This is a genomic window from Arcticibacter tournemirensis (genome assembly GCF_006716645.1).
Lineage (GTDB): Bacteria > Bacteroidota > Bacteroidia > Sphingobacteriales > Sphingobacteriaceae > Arcticibacter > Arcticibacter tournemirensis.
The window spans coordinates 643,071-663,013 of record NZ_VFPL01000001.1 but is presented as its reverse complement, the minus strand read 5'-3'; the positions used below and the strand labels follow the sequence as shown (position 1 = coordinate 663,013).

General features: G+C 42.2%; 16 protein-coding genes. 9 read left to right on the top strand and 7 right to left on the bottom strand.

Annotated features, from left to right (window positions below):
• Positions 1-200 precede the first annotated feature (200 nt).
• The gene (locus BDE36_RS02840) at positions 201-1,631 is read left to right on the top strand and encodes an alanine/glycine:cation symporter family protein (protein ID WP_141813666.1); all 1,431 of its coding nucleotides are present in this window, start codon (positions 201-203) and stop codon (positions 1,629-1,631) included.
• Positions 1,632-1,653: 22 nt separating this feature from the next.
• Here the strand turns inward: BDE36_RS02840 and BDE36_RS02835 are convergent, their stop codons facing one another.
• The 4 genes from BDE36_RS02835 to BDE36_RS02820 all read right to left on the bottom strand — a co-directional run bounded on the left by BDE36_RS02835 (position 1,654) and on the right by BDE36_RS02820 (position 6,887).
• On the bottom strand, positions 1,654-2,424 hold the full coding sequence (locus BDE36_RS02835) for a GLPGLI family protein (protein WP_141813665.1): 771 nt from the start codon (positions 2,422-2,424) through the stop codon (positions 1,654-1,656).
• A 2-nt stretch (positions 2,425-2,426) separates the two neighbouring features.
• Positions 2,427-5,228, bottom strand: coding sequence for an outer membrane beta-barrel family protein (locus BDE36_RS02830; protein WP_141813664.1), 2,802 nt, complete (start codon positions 5,226-5,228; stop codon positions 2,427-2,429).
• 83 nt (positions 5,229-5,311) lie between these two features.
• On the bottom strand, positions 5,312-6,286 hold the full coding sequence (locus tag BDE36_RS02825; protein ID WP_141813663.1) for an alpha/beta hydrolase: 975 nt from the start codon (positions 6,284-6,286) through the stop codon (positions 5,312-5,314).
• Positions 6,287-6,476: 190 nt separating this feature from the next.
• Positions 6,477-6,887 (bottom strand): OsmC family protein, encoded by a 411-nt coding sequence (locus BDE36_RS02820; RefSeq protein ID WP_128767935.1) that lies wholly within the window; start codon positions 6,885-6,887, stop codon positions 6,477-6,479.
• A gap of 102 nt (positions 6,888-6,989) precedes the next feature.
• On the opposite strand from BDE36_RS02820, the gene BDE36_RS02815 reads away from it, so the two are divergent.
• Complete coding sequence (locus BDE36_RS02815) at positions 6,990-7,256, top strand: SemiSWEET family sugar transporter (protein WP_141813662.1); 267 nt, start codon at positions 6,990-6,992, stop codon at positions 7,254-7,256.
• A 512-nt stretch (positions 7,257-7,768) separates the two neighbouring features.
• The gene (locus BDE36_RS23525) at positions 7,769-7,942 is read left to right on the top strand and encodes a hypothetical protein (protein WP_161987522.1); all 174 of its coding nucleotides are present in this window, start codon (positions 7,769-7,771) and stop codon (positions 7,940-7,942) included.
• A gap of 37 nt (positions 7,943-7,979) precedes the next feature.
• Here BDE36_RS23525 and BDE36_RS02810 read toward each other — a convergent pair whose 3' ends face one another.
• Positions 7,980-9,197 carry a family 1 glycosylhydrolase gene (locus BDE36_RS02810; protein WP_170205910.1) on the bottom strand — a complete coding sequence of 406 codons (1,218 nt, stop codon included), beginning with the start codon at positions 9,195-9,197 and terminating at the stop codon, positions 7,980-7,982.
• A 233-nt stretch (positions 9,198-9,430) separates the two neighbouring features.
• On the opposite strand from BDE36_RS02810, the gene BDE36_RS02805 reads away from it, so the two are divergent.
• The 6 genes from BDE36_RS02805 to BDE36_RS02780 all read left to right on the top strand — a co-directional run bounded on the left by BDE36_RS02805 (position 9,431) and on the right by BDE36_RS02780 (position 17,418).
• Positions 9,431-10,480 (top strand): glycosyltransferase, encoded by a 1,050-nt coding sequence (locus BDE36_RS02805; RefSeq protein ID WP_235904380.1) that lies wholly within the window; start codon positions 9,431-9,433, stop codon positions 10,478-10,480.
• Between the two features lie 38 nt (positions 10,481-10,518).
• Positions 10,519-12,672: a family 1 glycosylhydrolase gene (locus BDE36_RS02800; protein WP_141813660.1), complete on the top strand. Its 2,154-nt coding sequence runs from the start codon at positions 10,519-10,521 to the stop codon at positions 12,670-12,672.
• 157 nt (positions 12,673-12,829) lie between these two features.
• Positions 12,830-13,933 carry an endonuclease/exonuclease/phosphatase family protein gene (locus BDE36_RS02795; protein ID WP_141813659.1) on the top strand — a complete coding sequence of 368 codons (1,104 nt, stop codon included), beginning with the start codon at positions 12,830-12,832 and terminating at the stop codon, positions 13,931-13,933.
• Positions 13,934-14,066: 133 nt separating this feature from the next.
• Positions 14,067-15,317: an L-fucose:H+ symporter permease gene (fucP, locus tag BDE36_RS02790; RefSeq protein ID WP_141813658.1), complete on the top strand. Its 1,251-nt coding sequence runs from the start codon at positions 14,067-14,069 to the stop codon at positions 15,315-15,317.
• Entirely contained in the window at positions 15,317-16,348 is a 1,032-nt protein-coding gene (locus BDE36_RS02785; RefSeq protein WP_141813657.1) for an aldo/keto reductase, read from the top strand. Before fucP ends, BDE36_RS02785 begins: the two co-directional genes overlap by 1 nt.
• Before the next feature lie 56 nt (positions 16,349-16,404).
• On the top strand, positions 16,405-17,418 hold the full coding sequence (locus BDE36_RS02780; RefSeq protein WP_141813656.1) for a zinc-binding alcohol dehydrogenase family protein: 1,014 nt from the start codon (positions 16,405-16,407) through the stop codon (positions 17,416-17,418).
• 39 nt (positions 17,419-17,457) lie between these two features.
• Here BDE36_RS02780 and BDE36_RS02775 read toward each other — a convergent pair whose 3' ends face one another.
• Both BDE36_RS02775 and BDE36_RS02770 read right to left on the bottom strand, forming a co-directional pair.
• Complete coding sequence (locus BDE36_RS02775) at positions 17,458-18,489, bottom strand: LacI family DNA-binding transcriptional regulator (protein WP_128767943.1); 1,032 nt, start codon at positions 18,487-18,489, stop codon at positions 17,458-17,460.
• 73 nt (positions 18,490-18,562) lie between these two features.
• On the bottom strand, positions 18,563-19,825 hold the full coding sequence (locus BDE36_RS02770) for a sulfite exporter TauE/SafE family protein (protein ID WP_141813655.1): 1,263 nt from the start codon (positions 19,823-19,825) through the stop codon (positions 18,563-18,565).
• Between the last annotated feature and the right edge of the window lie 118 nt (positions 19,826-19,943).

Here is a 19,943-nt window from a genome sequence, read left to right as displayed (position 1 = left end):
TTTAAAGCAGAAAACCACCAGCATCTCGCCTGCCTTTTAGAAAAACGGACTGTTTTTTCATCGAAAATGGCTTTTTCTTTATCACAACCCCCACTTTCTCGTTAAAATTACTTTTCTTTAAGGATCGGTCATCCATACACAACCTTGGGGAGGTTAAAAAAAACATTATTACTTACAATACAGATACCAGAAATCAATACATGGACAAAATCATCAATTCAATTAACGATATCGTTTGGAGCCAAGCCCTAATTATTCTTTGTCTCGGAGCAGGAGTGTATTTCTCATTTATTACCCGTTTTTTACAGGTGCGTTACCTGAAAGAAATGGTAGGATTACTTTGGAAAGGAGAATCTTCTGAAAAAGGAGTCAGCACGTTTCAGGCATTTACTATGGCCATTGCTGGACGCGTAGGAACAGGAAATATCGCTGGTGTAGCAACTGCGATTGCAATGGGTGGGCCCGGAGCAATCTTCTGGATGTGGATGATTGCCTTTTTAGGGAGTGCATCCGCTTTTATCGAAGCAACGTTAGGCCAGATCTATAAACAGGTTAAGGATGGCCACTACCGGGGAGGGCCTTCTTATTATATTGAAAAGGGATTGGGAGTAAAATGGTATGCTGTAGTTTTTGCCGTAGCCACAATAATAAGTTCAGCTCTCTTATTACCTGGCGTGCAAAGCAACAGTATCGCCTCAAGTATAAAAAATGCCTTTGACGTCCCCCCCACTGTTACCGGAGGCGCTGTAACTCTTTTACTGGGATTGATAATCTTCGGTGGAGTGAAGCGTATAGCCCGTGTTGCCGAAATAGTGGTACCTTTTATGGCCGCAGCTTATATTCTGATGGCCGTAGTTATCATCTGCATGAATCTCCCCGAAGTACCCGCCATGTTCGGCCTGATCTTCAGGTCGGCCTTCGACCTGGAACCTGCGTTTGCAGGAATTTTCGGAATGGCAGTGGCATGGGGAGTAAAGCGGGGCATTTATTCGAATGAAGCGGGACAGGGAACCGCTCCACACGCGGCCGCGGCTGCTGAAAACAGCCATCCGGTTAAACAAGGCCTTGTTCAGGCCTTTTCTGTGTATGTCGATACGTTATTTGTTTGCACTGCAACGGCTTTCATGATTTTGTTTACCGGAAAATATAATGTTGTTAATCCGGCTGGTGGTTTTATAGTCGAAAACTTGCCCGGGGTTGCTATCGGCCCTGAATATACTCAGCAGGCAATATCTACCTACTTTCCTTCTATCGGAGCGGGTTTCGTTGCTGTATCTCTGTTTTTCTTTGCTTTTACTACGATTATGGCCTATTACTATATCGCCGAAACCAATTTGAGTTACCTCAACAAGTACCATAGCAGAAGGTGGATGTTATGGTTGTTAAGGATTTTAATTCTTGTAACCGTTTTTTATGGTTCTATCAGGACTGCTGAACTCGCATGGGCAGTTGGAGACATTGGAGTCGGTATCATGGCCTGGCTGAACGTTATTGCCATCATCCTTCTTAGGAAACCTGCTTTGCTTGCGTTGAAAGATTATAGCCGACAGCTAAAAGCCGGGAGAGACCCTGAGTTTAATCCAACTGAACTCGGCATTAAAAATGCCGATGAATGGAAAACCCTTAAGTAATATCTGACGGATTCTTTTTGCGTTATAATAAAAAAGCTTTCAACGCTGCCTGCGCGTACTCTCCCCAGTCTTTCAAGGCCGACAGAATCGTCTCGTGAAGTTGCTTATTATTCATTTGCTTCCCTTTTGCCGGAGGAGTAAGAGCATTCGCAGGCACCGACTGATCAGTGACTTTAGTCGCAAACCAGGTGATATTCTCGTGAGGTAGCGCGAGCCCTAAGATCATTCCCGGAAGCCCTGTAAACGACTCGGGGCCTCCTGATACCGGTATTTTCTCGGCATAAAAAGCAACCACATAAATAGAATCGAGCACTATCGCGTTAGCCCTCCTGCATTGATATCCTGCAATATCGCGCATCTCGGTTGTAATTTTCCAGTTAATCTTGCGAATGCTGTCCTTAACGAGGAATGTTTCTTCAAACACCTTCTTCTGTGCAATGCTGGATGCTGTTGTGAGATTCGTATAGATGATGTTATTCTGGCTTACCATGGGACTGGCTCCAAAGAAACCGGCGTTGGTTTCCGTTTCTTCTAAAGGCCTGAAAAGTGTTCTGTCTTTCGAAAAGGTTAGGTTACTCTTAAGCTTTTTGAACTGCGGCTGCGACTTCCGGTACTGCTCAAATGCCGGCTGCAGAAAGCTTTCGTTATCCTTATTGATATTCTTCCGGATCAAAGCATACATATTTACCGATTTTTCGAACTCGATTGTCCCCTCGGTGACAAACCTTGCATACTGAGCACATACCGATGTGCTCACAAATATGGCTGCGACTATTATTACAATTCGTTTCATCGTTATTTGGCTTGCTGAGCGACTCCGCCGCCCATTTTATTAAAGTCCCATACCAGAGAGAACATAAAATATCGTCTTATATTCGTATAGCTGGTTTGCGAAATGTAGTTACCGCCAGCGCTCCTGTTAAATCCTTTGTTCTGATCCAACAAATCATATCCGGTGACCGACAGTTTTAAAGCATCCTGCTTAAGAAAGGTTTTACTTAAAGAAGCGTTCCAGATAAAACGCTCGAAATTTTCGTCAAAAGACTTCGTCTTTGCACGATACTCGTAATTACAGTCTGAACCGATACGAAATTTTCCCGGCAGATATACATTAAAAGACGCATCACCGTTAAACCCGGCTCCGTTATTATTCAGATCCTTTTGAAGCGACGACTCGCTGGTATTGTAATTCGGACCGAAATTGGTATAAAAATCGTACTTCTTCTGCTTATACTTCGATATTCTTAGACCTCCTGAGTAATTAAATGAGCGCGTTTTATTCAGAATGTTATCTACCAGGCTGAAATAAGTATTTCCATTGGCGCTGACATTCACACCGACATTCATATCTACCTTCTTAATTTTCTTATCAAGATAGGTACTAAAGTAAAAGCTGGAAGGTTTCTTGCCGCTCAGATTAATAGACTGATAGGTTTTGACCCCACTGGGGTCGACTGCTACACTGCTAACTATAGGATCGACTGTAAAATTATAGGATCCATTTATCCAGACGGACTGCTCACTTAATATCTTATATGAACTATAGCTTGCATTGAAGCGGTTGGTAAACGAGGGATTAAGATCAGGATTCCCGAGGGTTATATTCAAAGGATCGGTATTTACCCGTATGGGTTGAATTTGCGATAACCCCGGCTGGGAGGTGTTCCCGTTATACGAAATCCTGATTGACCTCTGTTGCGTAAACTTATAGTGATAGCTTGCCTCGGGATTCCAGTTCGCAAAATTGCGTTTATACCTGGTGCCGGTATATTCGTCGACCTGCTGAAACCTGACAGCCGAAGCTCGTGTCCCAAAGTTCACGGTCGTCTTATTATTCTTCCTGTAACTGAAAATGGCGCCGACCTGATTAGAGAGCTGGTCAAGAGAATAGTCGTTACTCAGTGAACGGTCGAGCAGGTCATAACCAGATTCCGATAGATTAAAAGACTTCCTGTCGGCGCTGCTGTTATTAATGGAAAAACCATAATTAAAAATAACAGAAAAGTCTTTAGTTATAGGTTCAGAATACGTAAGATTACTCCGCAACGCCGAATTATTGGTTTTATTCGTCTTATACTGGTCGATCTGCCGTACACTGTCGAGAACTCCCGTCTGTCCATAATATTCAATGCCTGATTTTAGAAAGCCTTTTGCATCGTTCTGATTGACCGATCCGTTTACGTTTAAAGACAAAGTGCGGCCTTTCTTCTTTAACTTTTTAGTCCAAAATGCACTTGCATTAAAAGCCTTTCCATCCTCATCGTTTGTTACCTTTCTGTCACTCACATTCATCAAAGTGTCATTTCCTCTCCTGCTTTCAGAAAGATAGGCGTTCCTGGTTTCACTATTTCTCACTGAACCATCCAAAGATATCTTCAGCGTCGAGGTGGTATCAAACTTAATCTGGTAAATTCCATCGAGTTTCTGTCTCGACATAAAGTTATCGAATGTCTGATCCGAAGTGCTGCGGATAACATCTTCTGACAGATTGTTCTGGGACAAATCAGTTCTTGATCCTTCTACTCCCAATGATCCGATCTTATAGTTGGTATTAAGCGACTGGTTATCGTTATTCCATTTAACGTCGTAATGCACGCCTCCATTTTTAGCTGTCGGAATGCCTTGCCCGTTATACTGTCCGTCAAATGAATCAAGATCATCACCTCCCCCGCCATAAATCATAATCCCTCCGTCGTCTGTAAATTCCATATTTGAAGAGGAGCCATATTTGCTGTTATCCTGCCATCCCAGCCCGGTCTTACCTGTATTAGCAATCGTTCCATATGCAGAAATCTTTTTCTTCGCTTTAAAGGCATTGAACATTGCTTGTTCCTGGTAAAAGTCGTCGGTTCCAAGTCCCGCATCTATCTTCCCGAAGTAGCCATTCTTCTTATCCTCTTTCAGCTTAACGTTAATTGTCTTTGTCTTTTCACCATCATCAATTCCGGTAAAAGTAGCCTGATCGCTTTTTTTATCATATAACTGAACCTTATCAACCATATCGGCCCTCAGATTCTTGGTTACAAGAGTAGGATCGTCGCCAAAAAACTCTTCGCCATCTACCAGTACCTTCTGTACGGTTTGACCCTGGGCGGTGATTTTTCCGTTTTGATCGACCTGTATCCCGGGTAACTGCTTAAGCAGGTCCTCCACTTTCGCATTAGGCTCTATTTTAAAACTTCCAGCATTATACTCAGTGGTGTCGCCTTTTATTTTTATCGCCGCCACTGTTCCTTTAACTATTACATCCTGCAGAAGCAGGGATTTAAGGAACATATTTATATTCCCGAAATTGATCTCAGTTTTAACAGAATCTAGGCTAAAAGTTTCAACATAGTCAGCATATCCGGGATAAGTAACCAACAGCGTAAATTTCCCTTTTGGAAGACCGGTAATAGAGAAAGATCCATCGTTTGCCGCACGTGTAAACTTGCAAAGAATAGAATCCTTTGCGTATAAGACACTGATGCTTGTGTTGAAGAGCTTGATACTCGACACAGAATCGACGACCGAACCTTTCACAGAATAAGGTTTTTGCGCAAATCCTCCAAAATGTATCAGGAAGAGAAGGCCTAGGATAAAAGTTATTACTCTCATTGAGCTTATTTAGAGAGGCCAATATAGAACTAATCCTTTAGTCCATAAAATTTTTAACACTTTTTAAGTATTATGTTCTCACATTACTTGAACACTTTTTCAAGGAAAGCTGAGATATAATCTACTGTTGGATCGAACCAGGGCTCAAAAAGGCAGAAAGAATGTGGTGAATCAGGGAAGGTGTGAACTTCAGAATAAATACCGTGCTGATCTAATATGCTTCTAAAATCGTCTCGTCCAGCATGCATCCTATCGACAGAACTGTTAATAAATAAAAAAGGTGGTGTGTCTTTCCCTGCATGAGTTAAGGGCGATGCTTCTTTCCACAAGTCGGGCTTGTCTTTTTTTGAATAACCAAACCAGTAAGTTGCAGCCGACGTTGAACGCGTATCATCCCCCTCTCCCGACTCCGGGTGCACGAATGAAAGCGTTCCATCAATATCTATAACCGCTTGAACTGCATCTGATTCCCCGAGACTACAAAGGGATTCAAACTGACGCTTGTTATTTGTGGTGCCAATAAATGCCCCAAGCTCTCCTCCTGCAGAAAACCCAAGTGCAGCTATCTTTAAAGCATCTGCATTGTACTCCGGTGCATGGGAACGAATCCAGCAAACGGCTGCTTTCAGGTCTTTAACAGCAGCGGGATAGAGGGCCTCGGTAGAGAGTCTATATTCTGCTGTAAAACAAACATATCCCCGCGCGGCGAGTCGTTGGGCAAGGGGAATATGTTGCGCACGACTTCCGCTGCGCCAGCCGCCGCCATGAATTATCAGTATAGCGGGCACAGGTTTGTTGCCTTTTGCCTCCGGGTAGAAAGCATCAAGATACAAGTTTCTGTCCTCCCTGCTGCAATAAATAATATCCCTTTTTTCTTTCACTTCAGGCAGCGTTTGCTCCCTTACCAGTTTTATATAAGGATATTTTTTTACAGCAGACTTAAACGCACTTTGGTTACTGTAACTTGTATCCTTTTTTCCGGTTAATCCATGCGTCATTTGCGTACCAGCGTACGTTACGGAAAAGAGCAAACACAACGCAGAAATAGCAGCTTTCATTTCTTAATAGTTTGTAGTCGGCATAATAAAAAAAAATTACGACTGGTCAAACTGCAGGTAAGTTAAAAGTAGAACGCTATATGTGGTAGTTACAATCATGTTTTCCTTTAGAAATATGGAGAACATGCCTTGCAGAGTAAATAGGATACGGCAAGGTAACAAGGCGGTGACCGCCTTGTTGTATAAAATGTTAAAGAAGTGTTGCCTCTGAAGATATTTCAGTATTTAGAAGCTTAGAGATCGGACAATTTTCCTCGGCATCTTTTACCGCTTCCTGAAACTGTTCTTCACTAATCTCCGGAACCTTTCCTTCCACAATGAGATGGGATTTGGTGACAGCACCATTTTCGAAAGTAATTTTACATGTTGTACTCAGCTGATCGGCTGTAAACCCTTTTTCATTCAGCACGAAGCTCAGTTTCATAGTAAAACAACCTGCATGTGCGGCAGCTATAAGCTCTTCGGGGTTTGTCCCCACTCCTTCAGCAAACCTTGAGTTAAAAGAATACTGGGTGTTGCTAAGCACCGTACTCTGGGTGCTTAAATGCCCGTTACCGTCTTTGCCGGATCCGTTCCAGACGGCAGTTGCGTTTCTGATCATAGTTTATAAATTAATTTTTACACTATAGAGGAGTTTTCCCCAAATTAAACAGTATTAAAACAAAGCCGTTGCCGTTTAGTTTTCTCACAACATCATCAAACTATGAAAGACACGAACGAAATCATAGGCCTTGTCGCTGGGATATTTACATCTTCTGCCTTAGTCCCTCAGCTTGTAACTACAATAAAGAAAAAAAAGGCACAGGATATGTCGTTCCTGCTTTTTATTATCATGCTAACTGGAAACGCCTTGTGGTCTTATTATGGATTTAAGAAAGATGATTTCCCTATTATATCCACTAATATATTTTCAATTTTACCAAATTCGACTATGATTATCCTGAAATATCGATACAAAAACAATAAATAGCCGTTATTTTTATTACAAAATGCCAAAAAGCAAAAAAAATTGAGTTTTCTTTATATTAAAATCTACCGAAACGCATTTTAAATACAATAAATCACTACAAATACCATAAAATAAAACTGTAAATCATAAAAAAAGAATAAAAAATAAAATAATTTATTAAAAAACTTGCAATTAATTATAAAAATGCATTATATTTGTATCAATAATTCACGAGGAATTATTCAACTTGCGGAAAGACAGAAAAATGTATCTGTCTTAATTGGTGGAGATATTAAATGTAAATCTTCGAAGGTTCGAATCCTTCTCCTGCAACTCCTTTCAATAATTTAGGTTTATAATTGGTTAGTTTGAGCTCCTGCCCATCAGGAGCTTCTTTTTTAAGTCGACAGAGAAACAACTCGGCTTGACAACGCCAATGTTAGACATCCACTTAAAAAGCACCTTTTAGTTTATTTTCAAAAAACAAAACCTTTAAAAACGGAGTGTGTTATCAAATTATTAATCTGATAGTTATGAGAAGCATGTACCAGGCTGAACAGCCTTTAATGAAAATGTCACCTGATGCAGACCTGAGTTCCTTTAACCCGCAAGTCTCCTATAAACAACAGGGCGACTGGTTTAAATCTGAAGGTTCTAATATTAAGAATGCATCCAGGCAGAAAAAGTCAAGGCGGCGAAAACCTTAATTCCCGCCTAAACTACAATAGGATATCACTATAGCGATCACTTATAATATCCGGATTTAAATTTCAAAACATAGCTCTCATTTTCCAGAGCAACTTTCCACTGGTCAATGAGTCGCTTATAAGCCTCCCCTACAGGCCGGATCTTTCTGTCAAGATCATATAACCCCAGGGAGTTTACACGTCCTGCGTCGTTTCTTAGGGCCGAATCCCAATCTACCTGGTCGGTCAGACTGTACCATGTAAACCCATGGATCGGTATTCCATCGCGCTTCAGTCTTCGTACGTTTGCCCACTGCGTTTGGAGCCATCTTACTGAATTTGGCTCTGCAATATTAGTTTCGGTATGCATTATGGGTAACTTATACCGACTGTAATACTGGTGAGTGATCACATAATAACCGAATATTTCTCCAGCGGCCGAAGTGCTGCCATCTTCGTGAACCATATGCTCATTGGTAACATAATAATCGTTACCCATAATGCAATTTCCTTTAATGACATTGCTTTCAAACCATTGATATTCCTTCTTCGTCATCCCGTTCTCCAGAAGATATTCATACATCACTACGCTGATGGGGTAACCGTAACTCAGGTCAAGCGACAAGAAGCGCCGTTGATTTAGAAAAGTAGCCAACGGATCGCAATCAGGGGATTCGGGGTGAAAATATTCCGAAGATTCGCTTTGTATAAAAACAGCATCCGGTTGAATTTCCAGGATTGCGTTCATAGCCAGCACATTAGCCTTGCACATATTCTTTAAAGCTGTCACAAACGACCGGTCATCGCTTTTACACTCATTCCACCACCCATACTGGCCCGAAAACGCTGCAGCAACAAATATCTCGTTAATAGGAGTGTAAAAACGTATATAGGGATATCGGGTAGCGAAGGCACGCGCATACTCTTCAAAATAGCCAGGCAGATCCTCATTTTGAAAGTCACCCAGCCAGTCAGGCACACCGAAATGGCAAAGATCAACGATGGGCTCGATATTCAGCTGCCTCATATAATTGAAAGTATCGTCGGTAAACGACCAATCGTATTGTCCCGGTGCCATATGAGTTTTATAATAAGGCGGACCGTATCTTAAAAACTCAATCCCCATTTCACGCACCAGATTAAAATCTTCCTTCCAGTATTTATAATGTCCGCACTTTTCCATTTCGTCCACCCTCTTCCTGCTTCCGTCAGGAAGAGTGATCATCGGATAACTGTTCTCAATACCAGTTGCGAACATAAACTTGTTCCTGTCCATAGGCTAAATTTATATGAACTACTTACAAGCAAGATTCCCGAATGTTTGACGGCCTTTCTACTAATAGGAAATTTTATTGTCAATAAAACAATCGGGCTTTTCTAACTGTAATTATAATACTCTATGTTAAAACTATGAAGAATATAGCTCAAGTCTTACCCCAAAATTTGATGTGCTTTTCGCACTTACGCTGGGATTTTGTATTTCAACGCCCGCAACATTTACTAACAAGAATGGCAAACTTCTGTAATGTATATTTTATGGAGGAGCCGATACATGATTCAAATAACGAAGCATATTTAGCGTTCTCAAAGCGTTTGGATAACCTATGGTTATGTGTTCCCCATTTGCCTGCGAAAATCAGCAAACAGCAAACAAACGCCCTGTTAACCCAACTGCTTGATAAATACTTCCAGAATAAAGACCTGGAGGACTTTGCATTTTGGTATTATACCCCGATGGCGCTGGAGTTTTCAGCGAAATATAGCCCTAAGTTAACGATATACGACTGCATGGACGAGCTGTCTGCGTTTAAGTTCGCACCTAAAGAGATAAAAGATCTCGAAAAGAAGCTGATGCAAAATGCCGATATCGTGTTCACTGGCGGAAATTCACTTTACGAAGCTAAGAAGAACCAGCATTCAAACATCTATCCTTTTCCGAGCAGCATCGATAAAAATCATTTCGAAAAAGCAAGAAAAACCCGTATTGAACCAGAGGATCAGATTACCATTACCGGCCCGAAAATCGGATTCTACGGGGTAATAGACGAACGTTTTGATATAGAACTAATCAGGAGCATCGCAAAAGCAAAACCAGAATGGCAGTTGATACTAATTGGGCCTGTAGTTAAAATCGACCCCGCCATACTCCCTAAACAGAGTAATATACACTATCTTGATCAAAAAAGCTATCAGGAGCTCACTGGCTACTTATCTGGCTGGGATGTTGCCCTGATACCGTTCTTGCTGAATGACTCTACCCGCTATATAAGCCCGACCAAAACACCTGAATATCTTGCTGCAGGCATCCCTGTAGTATCATCACCCATCAGAGACGTTGTAAATCCGTATGGCAAGAATAAGCTTGTATCGATTGCTTCGAGCGTGGAAGAGTTTGTTGAAGCAATAGAAAACGAACTTCAATCGAAAAGAAAAACAGAATGGTTAAAAAGAGTAGATGCTTTTCTCGCTCAGAATTCCTGGGATATTACCTGCAAAGCAATGCAGAAGCTTATGCTTGATACGATGCAAAACAAAGACAAGATTTCTATCGCAAGTTAAGTCGACGCTTATTCAGGAAATCACATTTACAAAAGTCTATGGAACTCTGGGGAGGTATAGAATGTACCATTAACAGAGTCGGCAATCTATATTTAGATCAGCTCGACTACTCTGGCCACTACAACAGAACGGAGGATCTTGAACTTTTTGCCGATCTTGGCATCAGCAAGATCCGGTATCCGGTGCTATGGGAAAGGCACCTGCCGGAAGCGGATATTGATATTAACTGGTCGGACACTGAAAAAAGACTGCTTAAAATAAAGGAGCTGGGCATAGATCCCATCGCCGGCTTGGTACATCATGGAAGCGGCCCGGCTTATGTACAAATGACGGACGACTCCTTTCCCAAAGGATTAGCGGGCTTTGCAACAAAAACGGCAGCCAAGTTTCCATGGATCAAATACTACACCCCTATAAACGAACCGCTTACCACAGCCCGCTTCTGTGGTTTATACGGGCACTGGTACCCCCACGAAAGCAGCGATAACAGTTTTCTCCGGATACTTATCAACGAGTGTAAAGCTACAGTGCTGGCAATGAGGGAAATCAGGAAGATCAACCCCGGGGCTATCCTGGTACAGACCGAAGATCTCGGAAAAATACACAGTACTCCCTTATTGAAATATCAGGCCGATTTTGAAAACACCCGCCGGTGGCTTTCGATCGATCTGCTATGCGGAAAAGTACACAGTAAGCATCCCCTGTGGAGCTACCTGCAACGTGCCGGCATTAACGATAGGGATCTCGGTTTCTTTCTCGAAAATCCATGCCCCCCTGATATTATCGGTTTTAACCACTACGTAACATCTGAGCGATTCCTGGATGAACGAGTTGAACATTATCCTTCTCATACGCATGGAGGCAATCATTTTCACCGCTATGCCGATGTAGAGGCCGTGAGAGTTGCAGGTACAGAAATGTCAGGCCCTTACAATCTTCTTAAAGAAGCATGGGAGCGGTATCATTTGCCAATGGCAATAACGGAGGTGCATCTCCATTGCACAAGGGAAGAACAATTGCGGTGGTTCGATTCTGTTTGGAAGTCGGCCATTAAACTTGAAGATGAAAAGATTGATCTCAGGGCTGTTACCACATGGGCGATGCTTGGTTCCTTTGGCTGGAACAAGCTGCTTACACGTCCTAATGGAGAATACGAGCCCGGAATTTACGACGTACGATCAGGAAGGCCCCGCCCAACAGCCTTATGCAAGATGATCAGGTCTCTCTCCAAAAAAGAAAAATACAATCATCCAGTCACTGAAAGACCGGGATGGTGGAAAAAGGACACGCGGATTATTTACAACCACGATCCCATTAAAATAGAGAATATAACCAACCAACGTAATATCCCTCCGCTTTTAATTGTAGGAAAAACCGGAACTCTTGGAAATGCTTTTGCCAGAATATGCAAACTGAGGGATATAGATTATAAGCTATCGGGAAGACAGGAATTCGACATCACCGATCTTGCCGGAATGGAAAAGCTGATACGGGAGGTGAAACCCTGGGCCATAATTAACACCGCCGGATTCGTAAGAGTAGATGAAGCTGAAGACGACGAATTAAACTGTTTTCTTAGCAACACAACCGGTCCTGGCCACCTCGCCGCACTTTGCAACAAGTACGGAATAAAACTAATGACATTTTCTTCTGATCTTGTTTTCGATGGCCGAAAAAACATTCCCTACATTGAAGATGATAATGTAAACCCGCTGAATAATTATGGGTTAAGTAAAGCGAAGGCGGAACAGGCTGTTCTCCAAAGTTGCCCTGACGCGCTCATCATCAGAACAAGCGCTTTTTTTGGTCCCTGGGATAAGTACAATTTTGTCTCAGAAGTTCACAACGCCGTAAAAAAAAGGATCCCTTTTAGGGCAGTAAATGATATTATTATCTCGCCGACGTACGTCCCTGATTTAGTCAATGTATGTCTCGACTTATTAATTGATGATGAAAAAGGGATATGGCATCTGGCAAATGATGTTGCCCTTAGCTGGTTTGATCTTGCTGCTCAGATTTCTGAAAGAAGCGGCGGAGATCCAGCCCTTATCATCCCGATCTCCGCTGCAGAAATGGATTTCAGGGCCATGCGTCCCATCTACAGTGCTCTTCGAAGTACCCGGGGAGACCTCCTTCCCTGCCTCGACGACGCACTCAACCGGTATTTCGCTGAACAGTTAATAGTCGCCTGATATCACCAAGCTTTCATCAGCCATAACAAAATACTCTGCCATTAAAGTAGTCAGGTATACCACCATACGATCTGATTATGTATTTTTTACGTCATTCGAAAATAATATTGCATCTTTACAAAGATACCTGCGCGTTATTGAAAAAGCTGCAAATTACATGGCAATAAGATACAAACTTAATAATTTAATAATAAGGATTACATTACTGTTAACCATCATTGCATCCCTCGCTCTTGTTAGCAGTGAAACAGCCAGGTATATCTCACCGCAGGTATTTTGGCCATCGGCTTTTATTGGGCTTGCTTACGTTCCTCTTTTTCTGTTAAACCTGTTGCTGTTGATCTTTCATAGTTTGAGACGAAAAATCACTTTCCTTATTCCTTTGATTGCAATACTTCTCGGCTGGAACGTCATGACTGATACATTTGGTCTCAGATCAGCATCCGCAATAGAATCAAAAGATCCGGAAACCATTCGCCTGCTAACCTGGAACATCCATTACTTTCAGGATATATATCTAAGGCCTCTTGCCGAATCGCAGCAAGAAATGCTTGCCACTATAAATGGTACCGAAGCCGATGTTATTTGCATACAGGAGTTTTACACAGGACAAGATAATGATGCCACTAAAGGGATGAACAAAATTAAAGCATTCCTAAAAAAGAGGTATGCCTTCTTTCAACCAATGGAGGGTGAAACGAGGGGAATGGCCATTTTTTCGAAATATCCTATACTCCGGACGGGAATGATTGCGTTCTCCATCGAACCGAGCGGCAACCAGTGCATCTTTACCGACATTCTTAAAGATGGAAAAACACTACGGGTTTATGCGGTACATCTTGAATCTATAAAACTTCAATCACAGCAATTAAGCTACATAGATAGTTTTGTAAAAGGCAAAGAACGAAATATACGCCCATCGAAAAAAATTGCCGGCCAGTTAAAACGTGCGTTCCTGGAAAGAAGCAGCCAGGTTAAACTGGTAAAAGAACATGCGTCCACCTGCCCATACCCTTATATTATCTGCGGCGATTTTAACGACCCTCCGTCATCATATGCTTTCCATTCAATGGCCAGGGGTTTGAAAAACACCTTTGCAGAGAAAGGTCATGGCATATTTCCGGTGACATATTATAAAGGTTTCCTAAAATACCAGATTGATCATATTCTTGTAAGTCCTGAATTTGAAGTTTTAAATCATCAAATAATCAAGAAAAAGCTGTCAGATCATTATCCAGTACTAACCGATGTAAAACTCTGAGTAACACACACAGATACACTCACTTATCTATACTAAACGACCATTAACAATCAAAAATAAAAACACACGAGGCATTTTGGAAATCGATTTCCAAATCATACTTTTGTTTGAAAACATTTTTTATAAATCAACTATGCCTAAATTAAACCAGCAACAATTTGCGTTTATTCTAATTACATCGCTGTTCTTCTTGTGGGGCTTTGCATTGAATTTGAATCCTATTCTCATACCCCATTTAAAAAAGGCTTGTCAGCTATCCGACAGCCAGTCTGCGTTTATTGATTCCGCGTCGTATATCGCCTACTTCCTTCTGGCAATCCCTGCTGGCAGATTTATGAAACGCTATGGGTATAAAGGAGGAATAATACTTGGACTACTGCTTTTCTCTGCCGGGGCATTCTTATTTTATCCGGCTGCAGCTACCCGCGATTATGCTTTCTTCCTCGTTGCATTGTTTATTATTGCCAGCGGACTTACTTTCCTCGAAACTGCGGCTAATCCCTACGTTACTGTATTGGGCAGTCCCGAAAGTTCAACCCAACGGTTAAACTTTGCGCAATCATTTAATGGTCTGGCAGCATTTCTGGCACCCTTAATTGGCGGAACGTATATTTTATCGGGCAAATCGCTGTCTGCCGCTGAAGAAAAAGCCATGTCGGCCGAACAGTTAAATCAATATCTTAATCACGAAGCCACTTCGGTTCAAACGCCCTTTATTATTATAGGTGTCGTAGTTCTGGTTATCGCTATCTTATTATGGAGGACATCGCTTCCCGAAATCGCCGAAGATGACTCTATGGAAGTAGAAGGCTCTATATTTAAAGAGAAAAACCTGATGGCGGGAGTAGTAGCCCAGTTTTTTTACGTAGGCGCACAGGTGTGCGTAAGCAGTTTCTTCATCCGCTTCTCCGAAAGAGTTGCTGGCATACAGGAGAAATCGGCAGCATACTTCCTGTCAGGAGCTCTGTTAGGATTTATGGTGGGGCGATTTATAGGAACCGCGCTGATGCGTTTCATATCTCCTGCTAAGTTACTGGCTATCTACAGCATTTTAAACATAGTCCTGCTGATAACAGCCGTTCTGAGTCATGGCAAGTTTTCGGTATATGCGCTTGTTGGCGTTGAGTTCTTCATGTCAATCATGTTCCCGACTATCTTCTCATTGGCAATACGGGGCCTCGGTACCAAAACCAAGGAAGGTTCTTCCCTGCTGATCATGTCTATTGTAGGCGGCGCCATTTTTCCGGTAATTATGGGAGCTGTTTCCGACATCAGCAATATCCAGATAGCTTACCTGGTGCCAGCTGCATGCTTCCTGGTGATCTTCTACTTTGCGTTGAAGAATATCAATGTAAAGAACATTAAACTTTCAACAGCTCATTAATGACACCACATACAAAACAGAAAGATATTACTCTGCCAAGGGTAATTTTTGGGACAAGTGCCCTTGGGAATTTGTACACAGCACTCCCTTATGAGGTAAAAGAAGAAATTGTAGGTGAGTGTGTTAGAAATTCGCAGGGAACAGTTGTATTTGACTCGGCAGGCAAATATGGCGCCGGACTCGCACTCGAATCATTGGGTAATTGTCTTGACAACTTAAATGTATCGCCCGAATCAGTTATCATCAGTAACAAGCTGGGCTGGTACCGAACAAATCTGAAGACTCCCGAACCAACTTTCGAGCCAGGAGTATGGAAAGACCTTAAATTTGACGCTGTACAAAAAATCAGCTACGAAGGAATCCTGGAATGCTTCAGGCAAGGAAACCTATTACTAGGAAAATATACTCCTCAATTAATATCAGTTCACGATCCCGACGAATACCTCGCTATTGCCCGAACCTCTGCCGAAGAGGATAAGTTATATCAGGATATCCTGGAAGCGTATAAAGCCCTCTTAAGTCTGAAAAAAACTCATCAGGTATTGGTAGGAGTTGGAGCAAAGAGCTGGAAAGCTATTGAGAGGATATATGCAGATATCAAGCTGGACTGGGTAATGATTGCCAACAGCATGACAATTAAAAATCATCCGCCCGAACTGCTCAATTTCATGGAAAAACTAAAACTGGATGGAGTTAAGATTATCAATTCCGCTGTTTTTCATGCTGGATTCCTTACCGGAGGCGACTATTACGACTATAAACTAATTAAACCAGATGCCAACGAGCATAAAGAGATATTTAAATGGAGGGATGAGTTTTTTGAATTATGCCGGGAGTTTAACATAAAACCTGCTACTGCATGCGTACAGTTTGCACTGAGTGCACCGGGAGTTGTAAGCATTGCGTTAAATACTACAAATCCTAAAAGAGTAAAAGAAAATATAGGAATGGCCTATGAGGTAGTCCCAGCGCCATTCTGGAAGGCTATGAAAGAAAAAGGGCTAATCTCAAAAGAATATAATTATTTGTAGACATATAAATTGATGCCTGCACTGGAACATCGATAAAATATTTTAAGAATATATACATGAAAGCTTTAGTTTGTACAACACCAGGACAGTTTGATTATTGTGAGAAAGACAAGCCGGTTCTGGAGGAGGGAAAAGCAATAATAAAAATCAAAAGGATAGGGATATGCGGAACTGATCTCCATGCATTCGAGGGAACACAGCCGTTTTTTAGCTATCCGCGGATTCTTGGTCATGAACTTGCAGGCGAACTCGTCGAGGCTGACGCAGCCGAAGGGTTTGAAACAGGAGAACGCGTTAGCTTTATACCGTATTTTAATTGCGGTAAATGCGTGGCCTGCAGGAACGGCAAACCTAACTGCTGTACGGATATAAACGTTTGTGGAGTACACGTTGACGGAGGCATGGCCGAATACCTGTCTGTACCTTCTGCATCTTTGCTTCATGGAGAAGGACTAACTTTTGATGAGCTTGCTTTAGTTGAGCCTCTGGCTATCGGTGCGCATGGAGTTCGCAGGGCAGGCGTGCAGAAAGGTGAGTTTGTTCTAGTGATTGGCGCGGGACCGATAGGACTGGGAACAATGGAATTCGCACGTATTTCAGGCGGTAATGTGATCGCCCTCGATATCAACAACGAACGCCTCCAGTTCTGTAAGGACCGATTGAAAGTGGAGCATACCGTTAACGCCCTTTCTCCCAACGTTACTGAGCAACTGTGGGAAATTACAAACGGCGACATGCCTACTGTAGTGATTGATGCTACTGGTAGTCAGAAGGCAATTAATAATGCTTTTCAATACATGGCCCATGGCGCCCGTTTTGTACTCATCGGTTTGCAAAAAGGTGAAATTTCGTTCAGCCATCCCGAATTTCATAAAAGAGAAGGAACATTAATGAGCAGCCGCAACGCCACGCGGGAAGACTTCGAACATGTCATCTCCTCCATGAAACAAGGCCTTGTGGATCCAAAAACCTACATCACGCACAGGGTTAATTTTGACAGCGTTAAAGAACAGTTTGAAAGCTGGCTCAATCCCGCAACAGGTGTAATAAAGGCCATAGTGGAACTTTAGAATTAAAAAAGCAAATTTAAAAAGGATGCATCTTCTGGATTATGCCTGATGCATCCTTTTAGAGCTCTCCCGGATAACTAGTTCGCTTTCGATAATCTTTGTTTTGCTGGCTTTAACAAGCTCCTTACCATTGAGCATCTCACTAAAGTAAAGCATGGCGGCTTCATATCCCATGGCGGTGCTTTTCTGATCAACTGAAGAAAGCGAAGGACTTAAAAGCTCTCCAAAACTTTCATTCGCAAATCCGAACAGCCCCACTTTGTTTTTATCTATATTTAACTTTTTGAGAGCCATAGCCACACCGAGCGCCTGATGGTCAGATACTGTAAAAAAAGCATCCGGGGGATCACTAAGACTTAACAACTGGATTGCCGTTTCACAGGCCTTTTCCTTGCCTAATCTTCCTTCGACGATAAAGTTTGGAGGTACATTTAAAGAGAAGTCCTTCATGGCTTTTAAATATCCCTCCTTCCTGTCCCGGAAAACGTTTACAGCAGGAGGGCCTCCGATGAAAGCGATTTTACTGAATTTCTCTTTTATCAGGCATACTGCCGCGTTATAAGAGATTTCGCGGTTATCATTAAGAACTTTATAACTATCAACTGATTCGATCACCCTGTCAAACTGGATCAGCCGGATATTATGACTGATAATCTGCTCAAGCAAGGCAGGTGATTCCGTTTCTGCAGAAACAGAGATCAGGATACAATCAACATTATAACGAATTAAAGATTCTATGGCCCGGGCTTCCAGTTCAGATAAATCGTGAGACTGGCATATTATCAGGTTATGGTTATTCTCCGAGCATGCCAGTTCAATCCCCGCAATAGCATCCGAAAAAAAACTCTGGTTGATATGAGGGATTATAACACCTATCGTTCGTGAGTGCCCATGGCGCAGATTAGCCGCATAGATATTATTCTTATAGTTCATCTTTGCAGCTGTTTGCAAAACAAGTTCGCGTACCTGTTTGCTGACACCCGGCTTACCATTAAGAGCTTTTGATATATAACTTGCTGATATTCCTAACTCTTTAGCAATGTCATAAATGGTTATCCTTTGGTTGCTCATTTTGCTCAAATGTATGGGTTGGGCAGCAAAACGACAAGACCATCATATAGGTTTAAGTGAGAGAAGAAACCGCCTACAGTAAGTTACTGATTGTCTTGATAATAGTGCGCAAACTAGTCGCTATTACCAGTACGCCTACGCCGATAAACATCGATTTCGTATTCAGTTTACCTGTGAGCCGGGCAGCTATAGGAGCCGCAATAAGTCCCCCGATAATCAATCCTGCTATCGTTTCAATATGACTCGTGCCCAGAATAACAAAAAAGGTTAAAGCACTGCCCAGGGTAACAAAAAATTCCGTTAAGCTCACGGTGCCAATAATATATCTCGGTGTTTTCCCTTTTGCAATGAGTGTACTGGTTACCAGGGGGCCCCATCCACCCCCGCCAAAGGAATCCAGAAAACCACCCGCTCCGGCTAACCAGCCCGCATGCTTTACCTTTCTTGATTCATTCTTTTTCTTAAAAGCATTTATGAGAATGCGGGTACCGAGCAGAAGAGTGTAAAGCGATAATACCGGTCGCAGCCAGTTACCATATTCTTCCCCCAGATAAGAAAGCAGCAATGCACCGCCAACCGCGCCCAAAACTCCGGGTAATAACAGCGTTTTAAACAACTTCTTGTTGATATTACCAAATCTGTAATGACTAAAGCCCGAAGCACCACTCGAAAACATTTCTGCGGTATGGATACTTCCGCTGATTGCAGCAGGATTAAGGCCGGTGGAAAGAAGCATAGTAGTAGAAATTACACCATATCCCATTCCAAGAGCACCATCAACTATCTGCGCCAAAAAACCCGCCAGAAGCATCCAGCCGAATGCAGCATCCAGATTCAGGCTTTCGCCTAACGACTTACCTGCACTTAACAAATCGTGTAAAGGATAATAAGAAGAAATGACATGTCCTGTAAGTACAAAGGCAAGTGCAAAAAGACATCTCTTTGCTACTTTTCTCCAATACCTCTCTCCGGAAATAATACTTTGCGCCTTTGGCGCTATAGCATCTTCCCCAACAACAGATACCCAAACATCTTTTTCTTTAGCAAGCCTTATAATATCTCTTGTGAAAGCAGTACCCGGGCTCTTAATCAGGATCAGATCATACCGGCCGATCAGCTCGGGCGTGAGATCTTCTTTTAACGCATCAACGCCATTTAATCCTTCATCAAAACCCGGAACGGACCCGTCTCCCTGCTGATGTAATATATCAGCCCTGACCTCTCTGTTCTTTCTCAAAGATAAAATGGCTTTTGCGGCTTCAGCACACTTACCTACAACCAGTATTTTGAATCCCTGGTCGCCACGTATTTCGCCATTAAGATGTATCTCACTCATTGTTTCTACTTCCGTTTGTGGATTTTGAAAATTTGCAGGGTGTAAATTTATATTAAATTTATTAGTCTATAGAATTTATAGATTAATTTCTTTAAAAAAATCTACCCGCTGATTCAAG